5 protein-coding genes, 1 tRNA gene and 2 rRNA genes are annotated in these 12,337 nt (G+C 44.2%); all 8 read left to right on the top strand.

The window, feature by feature from the left end; translation table 11 throughout:
- Positions 1 to 3 precede the first annotated feature (3 nt).
- The 8 genes from QKW49_RS07180 (at position 4) to QKW49_RS07145 (ending at position 12,113) form a co-directional block, all read left to right on the top strand.
- A complete protein-coding gene (locus QKW49_RS07180; RefSeq protein WP_282866854.1) occupies positions 4 to 1,515 on the top strand; it encodes an FGGY-family carbohydrate kinase in 1,512 nt (503 codons plus the stop codon).
- A gap of 198 nt (positions 1,516 to 1,713) precedes the next feature.
- Positions 1,714 to 2,586 (top strand): xanthine dehydrogenase family protein subunit M, encoded by an 873-nt coding sequence (locus QKW49_RS07175; RefSeq protein WP_282866853.1) that lies wholly within the window; start codon positions 1,714 to 1,716, stop codon positions 2,584 to 2,586.
- Positions 2,583 to 3,056: a (2Fe-2S)-binding protein gene (locus tag QKW49_RS07170; RefSeq protein WP_282866852.1), complete on the top strand. Its 474-nt coding sequence runs from the start codon at positions 2,583 to 2,585 to the stop codon at positions 3,054 to 3,056. Before QKW49_RS07175 ends, QKW49_RS07170 begins: the two co-directional genes overlap by 4 nt.
- Positions 3,043 to 5,247 (top strand): xanthine dehydrogenase family protein molybdopterin-binding subunit, encoded by a 2,205-nt coding sequence (locus tag QKW49_RS07165; RefSeq protein WP_282866851.1) that lies wholly within the window; start codon positions 3,043 to 3,045, stop codon positions 5,245 to 5,247. The genes QKW49_RS07170 and QKW49_RS07165 overlap by 14 nt, the downstream gene beginning before the upstream one ends.
- 86 nt (positions 5,248 to 5,333) lie before the next feature.
- A complete protein-coding gene (locus QKW49_RS07160) occupies positions 5,334 to 5,870 on the top strand; it encodes a flavin reductase family protein (RefSeq protein WP_282866850.1) in 537 nt (178 codons plus the stop codon).
- A 725-nt stretch (positions 5,871 to 6,595) separates the two neighbouring features.
- Positions 6,596 to 6,671, top strand: a tRNA-Ala gene (locus QKW49_RS07155).
- A gap of 579 nt (positions 6,672 to 7,250) precedes the next feature.
- Positions 7,251 to 8,775: ribosomal RNA gene (locus QKW49_RS07150) — 16S ribosomal RNA — on the top strand.
- Between the two features lie 493 nt (positions 8,776 to 9,268).
- Positions 9,269 to 12,113 (top strand): 23S ribosomal RNA (locus QKW49_RS07145).
- The 16S and 23S rRNA genes sit together here, the layout of an rRNA operon.
- Positions 12,114 to 12,337 lie beyond the last annotated feature (224 nt).

The raw sequence follows: 12,337 nt of genomic DNA, 5'->3' as shown, positions 1-12,337 counted from the left end.
GGAATGGAATGTATTTTAAGTTTGGATCTGGGCACTACGGCTATAAAGGTAATGTTGTTTGCCAAGGATGGAAGTGTATTGGGAAAATCTACGCAAGAATATACGTTGCTCACACCTACCGCGCTTGCTGTGGAGCTTGATCCGGAAGTATACTGGAAAGCTTTTAAGGCGGGGGTACAAGAGGTTATGTCAGTGTCCGGGGTGAGTCCTAAAGACATTAAAGCGTTAGGCATTTCTGCCCAGGGTGAGACCCTCATTACTTTAGGTGCCGATCATAAACCGTTGATGAATGCGATTGTTTGGCTTGACAACAGGGCGCAGGAAGAAGCAGATATCTTGGGTGATGAATTTGGACATGAGCATGCGTACCGCATTACCGGTCAGGTTAAAATCGTGCCTACATGGCCTGCATCTAAAATACTATGGTTAAAAAGAAATAATCCGGAAGTATATAAAAATGCCGCAAAGTATTTGTTGATAGAAGATTACTTTATTTATAGAATGACCGGGAAGTTCGTATGTGAAGGCTCTTTGGTTTGTTCTACCGTATATTGGGATATTATCAAAAAGACCTGGTGGAAAGAAATGCTGGATTATCTCGGTGTTTCTGAGCAGCAGCTTCCTGAACTGATGGAGCCCGGTCAAACGGTAGGGCAGCTATTGCCGGAAGTCGCTGCCGAACTGGGATTGTCCTCAGAAACAATGATTACCACCGGTGCATTGGATCAGGCATGCGGTGCGATCGGGGTGGGAAATATCAAACCCGGAGTGATTTCCGAAAATACCGGTGCGGCGCTTGCAATCTGTGCGACTGTCGATAAACCGTTTTTTGATCCGCAGGGAATGATGCCCTGCCACTATCATGCTATTCCCGATACATACATGGCGCATACCTTTACGACAGGCGGCATGACGCTAAAGTGGTTCAGGGATGCATTTTGCCAAAGTGAAGGGCAGGTTGCGCAAATAGCCGGACTTGACGCGTATGATTTGATGGGTAAAGAAGCAGACAGTGTGCCGCCGGGGGCCGACGGTCTTATTATGTTGCCCCATCTTGCAGGGGCGATGGCGCCAGAGTCAAACCCGCTTGCGAAAGGTGTTTTTTACGGATTTACCCTTCATCATACAAAGCCTTATTTTATAAGGGCCGTTATGGAGTCCATAGCGTGTATCGTTAAGAGAAATATCGATGTTTTGAATACGCTGGGGATTGATGTGAAAGAAATAAGATCCCTTGGCGGGGGTTCAAGAAGCCGGGTATGGAACCAAATCAAAGCGGATGTTACACAAAAATCGGTCTTTACAATGAAAAATGAAGAAGCGGCTTCTCTAGGAGCAGCTATTCTAGCAGGAACTGCCGTAGGTATTTATCCGAGTTTGGAAAAGGCATGCAATGAGATGGTATCACTCCGCCACTGCCTGCAACCCCGGTTAGAAAACCGCGCCGTATATGAAAAGACGTATGAAAAGTATTTGATGCTATACGATTCATTGGTAGAGATGTTCAAGGTTTAAGACAAGTGGAATACATCTAAATTATAGTAAATCTAATGTTTGATTGTAGGGGTAGAGTTCATATCTGACCGCGGATACGAGATATAACCAGTTCGGGAGGATATTGAATCCACCCCTACAAAAGCTTGATTGACAATCAACTTATTTATACGTAAGTATAAATAATGGTGCAGTTCATATAAAAGGAGAAATCTATATATGCTTGTAAAATTTGATTATGCAAGATGTGATAGTATAAACGATTTACTGGATGTTTTATCAAATTCCGGTAAAAATATAGGACTTATTGCAGGTGGTACCGATTTACTTGTACAAATACGGTCCAAGCTGGTGAAACCGGATGCGGTCATATCTATCAAGGACATCCCTGAGCTTACGGAGATTAAGGAAACAGCCCATGATATCACCGTTGGTGCTGCGGTATCCTTTTCTGAAATAATAGGATCTTCCGTAATACATGATAACTTTCCTGTATTGCAGGATGCCTCCGGGTATATTGGCAGCCCGATCATAAGGAACTTGGCGACCATCGGAGGCAATGTTCAGACAGCGTCTCCGGCAGCAGACGGTCTTGCAGCATTGTACAGTCTGGATGCCCAAGTTGTATTAGTATCGCCACGAGGTGAACGTCTATTAAAAATTGAAGATTTTGTGATAGGGCCAAAGAAAACGGCGAGAGCTAAGGACGAATTAATAAAAGCATTCCGGATTCCTAAGATCAAGTGGGATATGGAAAAGTTTTTTAAAGTGGGGAAAAGAAATGCATTGGCAATATCTATCGTAAACGGCGTTGTAAGAGCAGCCTTTGAAGATGGTAGAAAAATTAAGGAAGCAAGAGTGGTATTGGGAGCGGTAGCGCCTACCCCGTTAAGGCTTAGGCAGGCAGAAAACTTCCTGCAGGGAAAAGAATACACCGACGAACTTGGGAAGGAACTAAGGAAAATAATACAGGATTCGATATCTCCTATATCCGATATCAGAGCAAGTAAGGAGTATAGGAAGTATATCGCAGGGGTAATGTGCGACCGGGTAATCAGCGATAATTTAGAAAACGGCGGTGGAAGATCATGATGGTAAACTTTGCGTTAAATGGAAAACCGGTATCGATAGACGCTGAGCCCCACTGGACTTTGGTAGATGTTCTAAGGGACAAGTTCGGACTTACCGGGGTTAAGAAAGGCTGTGAAACCGGGGAGTGCGGTGCATGCACGATTTTACTGAATGGAGATAATGTGGCCTCTTGCATGCTGCTTATCGGTCAGGTGGAGAACAAGGAAGTTACGACAATAGAGGGTCTTTCTAAAGAAGACTATATAGATCCTATTCAAAAGGCGTTTTTAGAGCAAGGCGCATTACAGTGCGGCTATTGCACACCGGGGATGATTCTCACGGTGAAGGCATTACTGGATAAAAATCCTTCTCCCACGCGCGAAGAAATTAAGCAAGGTATATCAGGCAATTTATGCAGATGTACCGGCTATGAACAAATCATTGAAGCTATAGAATCAGTAATGGAGGAATTAAACCATGGTAAAGATTAAACCCTTCAGAACAGATGCTTATCAGAAAGTAACAGGCAATGCCAAATTTACGGCAGATTTTTATATGCCGGGCATGCTTTATGCAAAAATATTATGGCCGAAGTATCCTGCAGCAAAAATTATTAAAATCGACACCGCAGAAGCGGAAACCCTGCCAGGCGTTGAACGGATCATCACCAGAAAAGACATTACAGGTCCCAATAAAGCTGCTGTATTTGAACCCTATGACAGACCGGTACTTGTTGGAGAAGGTGAAGAGGCTAAGTTTCTTGGTGATGCCTTGGCGATAGTGGTAGCGGAAACAGAAGAGATAGCATATCAAGCTCTGGATTTTATAAAAGTAGAGTATTTACCATTACCTTCCGTAAATTCTTTTGAGGAAGCCCAGCAAACAAAAGAGCCTTGCTCTACTTATGAAATCAAAAAAGGAGATGTTGAAGAAGGATTTTCTAAGGCGGATCTGATATTGGAAGAAGAATATACTTTTCCGATGGTAGAACATGCTCCTATAGAGCCGGAAGCCGGTCATTCATTTATCGACGGACAAGGTGTTATTAATGTTTGTTTCGGTTCACAAAACCTGGGAAGGCATCACAGAATGATATGCAAGTCCTTAGGACTGCCTTTCCAGAAAGTACGACTGTATTCACCTTATGTGGGAGGAGGATTTGGAGGAAAACATTGTATCTCTGTGCAGATTCACCTGACACTTGCAGCTCATGTGGTAAAAAAGCCTGTTAAGCTGGTATGGACCAGAGAGGAATCATTTATCGCAGGATCTAAGAGGCATGATCTTAGAATTAAGCTTAAAATCGGTTTAAGCAAGGAAGGTAAATTATTAGCCGTAGATGGACAATATAAATCTGCAGCCGGTCCGTACCTTGGGTATTCTGAAAGGACTGTTTACACGGCTGTACGGTATCTTTGCGGACCCTATTGGACAGATCATTTAAGAGGCAGGGGTGAAATATATCATACAACTAATAATGAGGCAGGCGCTTTCCGGGGGTTTGGCTCGACAGAGAGTACCTTTGCGATGGAAACACTTCTAAACAGAGCTGCTAGGAAGTTGAATATTTCACCTCAGGAGATTAGAAGAGTTAATTACATGAAGAAAGATGAAATAGAGCGGCAATATGAAGGAAACATATGGAAGATGACATCGGATAGGGTTACGGTAGAGGAAGCTTTGGAGAATGCTATCCGTATGGCCGGTCCTAAACCTCAGCCAGGAAAGCATAAGAAGGTTGGGAGAGGTATTGCTGTAGCTATGCCTATGTTCGGTATAGGAGATACACCCGGTTATAGAGGTACCGGTGCCGATATGACCATGTACCTGGACGGTTCGGTCAATGTAAGGGTGGGTTTTGCAGAAATCGGACAGGGAATAACAGGGGTAATCACCAGATTAACCTCTCAAATTCTTAATATAGATGAGGAAAAGGTGAGCATCATTTATTGCGACAGCCATACTACTCCAAAGGCAGGATCACTAGGTGACTCACAGGCCACTTTCAATTGCGGCAATGCAGTTATTTCCGCTGCCGGAAAATTGAAGGAACGGTTGGAGGACACAGTAAAAGAGATGCTGAAAACAGATGAAAAAGTGGAATTCAGAAATTTAAAGTTCTATATGCGGGATAAAGAATGCGTAAAGTTTGAAGATTTTATGGATTATTGTTATTATGAAGGAAAAAACCTTACGGTTACCGGATGGTATGAAGGTCCTGATTCTGTGGATAAGCATGGTGTTACATATATGGCTAGTGTAGTTGATGTAGAAGTGGATGAAGATACCGGAGAAACCAAGGTGCTGAATGTATTTACTGCCCATGATATCGGAAAAGTGATTCATGAAAAAAGTGCAATTGGGCAGATGATAGGCGGTACTGTTATGTCCTTAGGAACGATGCTGTATGAAGAATTTTTGATGAAGGATGGCAAGCCGGTTACGCGTTCGTTTGTTGAATATGTTATTCCTACGGCGCAGGATATTCCGGAAAAGAACGAGATAGAATTTATAGAGTGTCCTTCATCATTCGGGCCTATGGGGGGCAAGGGCATCGGAGAACATGCCCTTTACGCGCCGGCACCTGCCTTCGCAAATGCGATAATGGATGCGGTAGGAGTAGCGGTGAACCGCATTCCTTTGACACCGGAAAGATTATTAAAAGCAATGAAGAAAATCTAACCTTATAAACACATGCTTATATTGACGGCAGGGAATGATTTTAAATAAAAGAGACTATTTTTTAAAGCAGAGAAGGAGATAAGTGTATGGAAAAGATAACAATGGTCCAGTCTATCCGGTACAGTTCACCTCATCCGTACGGTTTGGTTATTTCTATGGGAAATAATAAAAAAGTCAATATTATGGGTGTGTCTTGGTGGACTTTTGCTTCCACCAAGCCCCCTATCATATTGGTGAGCCTTAGCAAAGCTTGCTGCACCAATCAAAACATCAAGGAGACCCGGCAGTTCAGTTTGTGTCTGCCATGCGAAAGCATGAAGGAAAAAGCATGGAAATGCAGCACTTCTTCCGGTTACAAGATTGATAAAGTTAAAGAATATAATATTGATGTTATATCATCTCAGTCCATAGAGCCGCCAATATTAAAAGAGTCCCATATAGCCTATGAGTGTGAAGTAGTACAAATAATTGAAGCGGGAGATCATGATATCTTTATGAGCAATATTATTGAAATTTATGGAGATTTAGAAAAGAAGCACTTATATACAGACAATGGATATAGTAAATTAATCTGTTGTGCTACTAATACTTTTGACATAAAGGAACATTATACCAACGGATAAGGTCATAATATCCTTGTCTATGAATCAAAACTACCCGCTGAGCGGGTAGTTTTGATTTTTTTCCTTCGCCAGAACTGGATTCCTTTTTTGATCTATATTTCCTGACTGCTTAACGGTTTCTATTTCGGCCGTATTTCGATGCGGCCCTACAGCATGTTACTTGTTAATAATCAATATTCCATGAAATTGATTCGGCATTACAACAAATTTATCAATCCTTGTTCAAACCACGTTTGGTGAATAGCTTGGTAGTCGCGAATCATAGATTCATCTACAAAGAGAATTTGTTGGAAGCCTTCGACTTTGTATGCTGTGTGTATATTGCTAACCGTGGTTGGTGATATTCTAACAATTTCTGATACTTCTTCACGTGTTTTTCCGGATAGAAATAGATAGAGTGCCTGATTCTTCTAAAAACTCTAACTTTCTTCTCTATATCCATGGCTGCTTTGATTGAATTTAATTCTTCCTATGACGCTCTCATAATAATCTTCATCCTTTGTAAAAGTATCACAAGGTATATCGGAATAAATCATACAATTGTTTAGTTCAACTTATATAGTGTAAAAATCACAGGAAAATGGAGTAATAACAAATAATAGCGTATCAGATGAATACACTTTAAAATGATTGTAATATTTGACGGTTTATGCACTTGATGAATAATGCTTGTCTGTGTTATATTATTAAAGCTGTCGCTTGCGACAACAAGTGACAAAAAATGTGGGGGTGTAGCTCAGTTGGGAGAGCACCTGCCTTGCAAGCAGGGGGTCAGGAGTTCGACTCTCCTCATCTCCACCATTATTTAGTGAATAGTTAATAGTGAATAATGAATAGTTTAAAAGCCATTATAATGAAACTATTGACGGTAACTAAAAAATTAGTTCACGGTTTATGGTTCACAGTTCACAGCAGTGGATGGTGAAAGTCAAGGAAGTGAGCTGATATAAGAAAACTTTTGTTGTATAGAGCGGTACAGTAATTACCAGTAAAAAGTTGTTGACAGGTAAGCTTGATTATGTTAGAATATTTTCTGTCGCTTCGAAAGAGCGATGAAGAAATTACCAAAGAAAAAGCTGTTGACAAACAGAGTTGATCATGGTAAGATAGCTTTTGTCGCTTCACAAGAGCGATGAAGAAATTACCAAGAAAAAAGCTGTTGACAAACGAAATAAAGTTTGATATAATAGCAAAGCTGCTTCAGTGAGCAGTACTAAATTGGTCTTTGAAAATTGGATAGCGTAAGAGGTTCTCGTTTAATATAGTTAATAATTAATAACGAATAGTTAATAATTATTGATGATTTGAGAAAACTTTAGCGTACTTTATAACAAAGTAAAGCTAGTGATAATTTTGAGCTAATTAAACGTTCAATAAATTTTTATTGAGAGTTTGATCCTGGCTCAGGACGAACGCTGGCGGCGTGCCTAACACATGCAAGTCGAGCGGAGATTGGTTGAAGGTTTACCGGATGCCAATTTTAGCGGCGGACGGGTGAGTAACGCGTGAGTAACCTGCCTTATACAGGGGGATAACACATCGAAAGATGTGCTAATACCGCATGATATCAGATAGTCGCATGGCTGTTTGATCAAAGGAGCAATCCGGTATAAGATGGACTCGCGTCTGATTAGCTGGTTGGTGAGGTAAAAGCTCACCAAGGCGACGATCAGTAGCCGACCTGAGAGGGTGATCGGCCACATTGGGACTGAGACACGGCCCAGACTCCTACGGGAGGCAGCAGTGGGGAATATTGCGCAATGGGGGAAACCCTGACGCAGCAACGCCGCGTGAAGGAAGAAGGCTTTCGGGTCGTAAACTTTTGTCTTCTGGGAAGAAACATGACGGTACCAGAGGAGGAAGCCACGGCTAACTACGTGCCAGCAGCCGCGGTAATACGTAGGTGGCGAGCGTTGTCCGGAATTACTGGGTGTAAAGGGCGTGTAGGCGGGACTGCAAGTCAGATGTGAAATACCGGGGCTCAACCCCGGGGCTGCATTTGAAACTGTAGTTCTTGAGTGCAGGAGAGGAAAGCGGAATTCCTAGTGTAGCGGTGAAATGCGTAGATATTAGGAGGAACACCAGTGGCGAAGGCGGCTTTCTGGACTGTAACTGACGCTGAGGCGCGAAAGCGTGGGGAGCGAACAGGATTAGATACCCTGGTAGTCCACGCCGTAAACGATGGATACTAGGTGTTGGGGGTATCGACCCCTCCAGTGCCGGAGTTAACACAATAAGTATCCCACCTGGGGAGTACGGCCGCAAGGTTGAAACTCAAAGGAATTGACGGGGGCCCGCACAAGCAGTGGAGTATGTGGTTTAATTCGAAGCAACGCGAAGAACCTTACCAGGGCTTGACATCTACAGAATCCCAAAGAGATTTGGGAGTGCCTTCGGGAACTGTAAGACAGGTGGTGCATGGTTGTCGTCAGCTCGTGTCGTGAGATGTTGGGTTAAGTCCCGCAACGAGCGCAACCCCTATTGTTAGTTGCCATCATTAAGTTGGGCACTCTAGCGAGACTGCCGGTGACAAATCGGAGGAAGGTGGGGACGACGTCAAATCATCATGCCCCTTATGTCCTGGGCTACACACGTACTACAATGGCCATTAACAGAGCGAAGCAAGACGGTGACGTGGAGCAAATCGCCAAAAATGGTCCCAGTTCAGATTGTAGGCTGAAACTCGCCTACATGAAGTCGGAATTGCTAGTAATCGCGGATCAGCATGCCGCGGTGAATACGTTCCCGGGCCTTGTACACACCGCCCGTCACACCATGAGAGTCGGTAACACCCGAAGCCTGTGAGCTAACCGTAAGGAGGCAGCAGTCGAAGGTGGGGCTGATGATTGGGGTGAAGTCGTAACAAGGTAGCCGTATCGGAAGGTGCGGCTGGATCACCTCCTTTCTAAGGAGCAGAGCTCCAGTTAATAGTGAATAACGAATAGTTAATAATTATTAACGGATGGAGCCAATCCTATGGTCGATAGATCATATTAGTATGATCTTCACGAGAACTCTTACGCTATTTAATTTTGAAAGACCAAGTTCTTTTTAGTGAATAGTTAATAGTGAATAATGAATAGTTTAAAAGCTATGAATGGAAGCTGTTAGCAGTCACTAAGAAAATGATCTTTCAAAAGTTAATAGAAGATAACTGTTCATTATTAGTTATTCACTATTAACTAAACAAAATGTACCTTGAAAACTAAACAATGTAAAGACATGAGGAAAAGATTAAAAAAGGGTAATCGCAGTGGAACCACTGTATTACACTACAATTTTAAAGGAAAACTTTACTCATATAATTCTTAAGGAGAACACCAGACTGTTGAGGTGAAAAGCAGTAGGAAGATGAATAACACTATTCATTATTCACTACTAACTATTCACTAAACAAAGGTCAAGCTAATAAGAGCACAGGGTGGATGCCTTGGCATTAGGAGCCGAAGAAGGACGCGATAAGCTGCGAAAAGCTGCGGTAAGGCGCAAATAGCCATTGACCCGCAGATATCCGAATGGGGGAACCCGGCTGGAGCAATATCCAGTCACCATGCAGTGAATTCATAGCTGTATGGAGGAATACCCGCTGAACTGAAACATCTAAGTAGGCGGAGGAAGAGAAAGAAACATCGATTCCCTAAGTAGTGGCGAGCGAACGGGGAAGAGGCCAAACCTGAAGTAGCAATACTTTAGGGGTTGCGGACTGCAATATGTATCATGAAGGTTAGCAAAACTACCTGGAAAGGTAGACCATAGAGGGTAAGAGTCCCGTATGTGAAAACCGAAGTGAGCTAGCAGGATCCAGAGTACCATGGGACACGAGAAATCCTGTGGGAAGCAGGAGGGACCACCCTCCAAGCCTAAATACTACCTAATGACCGATAGCGCATAGTACCGTGAGGGAAAGGTGAAAAGAACCCCGGGAGGGGAGTGAAATAGAACCTGAAACCCTGTGTTTACAAGCAGACAAAGCACATTAAGGTGCGATGTCGTACTTTTTGTAGAACGGTCCGGCGAGTGTATGTAACGAGCAAGGTTAAGGTGTTAAGCACCGCAGCCGAAGGGAAACCGAGTCTTAAAAGGGCGCGCAGTTCGTTGTATACGACCCGAAACCGGGTGACCTACCCATGGACAGGTTGAAGCGGAAGTAAAATTTCGTGGAGGACCGAACCCACCAATGTTGAAAAATTGGGGGATGAGCTGTGGGTAGCGGAGAAATTCCAATCGAACTCGGAGATAGCTGGTTCTCCCCGAAATAGCTTTAGGGCTAGCCTCGGATTAATTTAGCGGAGGTAAAGCACTGAATGGGCTAGGGGCCTTATCCGGTTACCGAACCCTATCAAACTCTGAATGCCGCATAAATGATGTCCGGGAGTCAGACTATGGGAGATAAGTTTCATAGTCAAAAGGGAAACAGCCCAGATCAACAGCTAAGGTCCCTAAATAGATTTAAGTGGAAAAGGATGTGGAGTTGCTAAAACAACCAGGATGTTGGCTTAGAAGCAGCCACTCATTTAAAGAGTGCGTAATAGCTCACTGGTCGAGTGATTCTGCGCCGAAAATGTAACGGGGCTAAAATCTATACCGAAGCTTTGGCAGTAGCAATACTGGGTAGGGGAGCTTTCTATGACAGGTTGAAGCATGACCGCAAGGACATGTGGACGAGATAGAAGAGAGAATGCCGGAATGAGTAGCGAGAATTATGTGAGAATCATAATCGTCGAAAACCTAAGGTTTCCTGAGGAAGGTTCGTCCGCTCAGGGTTAGTCGGGAGCTAAGGCGAGGCCGAGAGGCGTAGTCGATGCACATACGGTTGAAATTCCGTAACCACCGAAGCCGATAAGTATATAAGGGACGCAGGAAGATAGTCTGACCGCACCGTTGGTTGAGTGCGGCGAAAGGGAGCGAAAACAAGTAGCGAAGCAGACGATTCTACACTGACGAGAAAAGCTTATATATTGGTTAGGTGCCCGTACCGCAAACCGACACAGGTGGGTGAGGAGAGAATCCTAAGACGAACGGGAGAAGCGTTGTTAAGGAACTCGGCAAATTGACCCCGTAACTTCGGGAGAAGGGGTGCCAGGGTGACCTGGCCGCAGAGAATAGGCCCAAGCGACTGTTTAGCAAAAACACAGGTCTCTGCTAAGTCGAAAGACGACGTATAGGGGCTGACGCCTGCCCGGTGCTGGAAGGTTAAGGGGAATGCTTAGCGCAAGCGAAGGTGTGAACTTAAGCCCCAGTAAACGGCGGCCGTAACTATAACGGTCCTAAGGTAGCGAAATTCCTTGTCAGGTAAGTTCTGACCCGCACGAATGGCGTAACGACTTGGGCACTGTCTCAACAACGTACCCGGCGAAATTGTAGTACCGGTGAAGATGCCGGTTACCCGCGACAAGACGGAAAGACCCCATGGAGCTTTACTGTAGCCTGATATTGGATTTTGGTATTTCATGTACAGGATAGGTGGGAGACTGAGAAGATAGCACGCCAGTGTTGTCGGAGTCGACGTTGGGATACCACTCTTGAGATACTGAAATTCTAACCAGTACCCGTAATCCGGGTATGGGACACTGTCAGGTGGGCAGTTTGACTGGGGCGGTCGCCTCCAAAAGAGTAACGGAGGCGCTCAAAGGTTAGCTCAGCGCGGTCGGAAATCGCGCAAAGAGTGCAAACGCATAAGCTAGCCTAACTGTGAGAGAGACACCTCGAACAGTAACGAAAGTTGGAGTTAGTGATCCGGCGGTATGAGAGTGGAATTGCCGTCGCTCAACGGATAAAAGCTACCCTGGGGATAACAGGCTTATCTCCCCCAAGAGTCCACATCGACGGGGAGGTTTGGCACCTCGATGTCGGCTCATCGCATCCTGGAGCTGTAGTAGGTTCCAAGGGTTGGGCTGTTCGCCCATTAAAGCGGTACGCGAGCTGGGTTCAGAACGTCGTGAGACAGTTCGGTCCCTATCTGTCGCGGGCGCAGGAGATTTGAAGGGAGCTGTCCTTAGTACGAGAGGACCGGGATGGACGCACCTCTGGTGCACCAGTTGTCATGCCAATGGCACAGCTGGGTAGCTAAGTGCGGAAGGGATAAACGCTGAAGGCATCTAAGCGTGAAGCCCCCCCTAAGATAAGATTTCCCATAGCGTAAGCTAGTAAGGTCCCACGTAGACTATGTGGTAGATAGGTCGGAGGTGGAAGTGCAGTAATGTATGGAGCTAACCGATACTAATAGACCGAGGGCTTGACCAAAAGGAATTTACAATGGACAATGTACAATGTACAATGACCATTAGTAAACAAAGAGAGATATATATGAAGTAGGTTTTTCCAAAGAAGTACTCATGATTTACATTGTATAGTTTTGAAGGTACATTAAAAAATGTACAATGGACAATGATCCAATGTACAATGAAGTACCAGAAAAGAGCAATAAAATTGTACATTGTCCATTGAAACATTGTACAATCATTCAA

Source organism: Petroclostridium sp. X23 (assembly GCF_030013905.1).
Lineage (GTDB): Bacteria > Bacillota > Clostridia > SK-Y3 > SK-Y3 > X23.
Note: the sequence above shows the minus strand (reverse complement) of the source record. Positions and strands in the feature narration are given on the sequence as shown.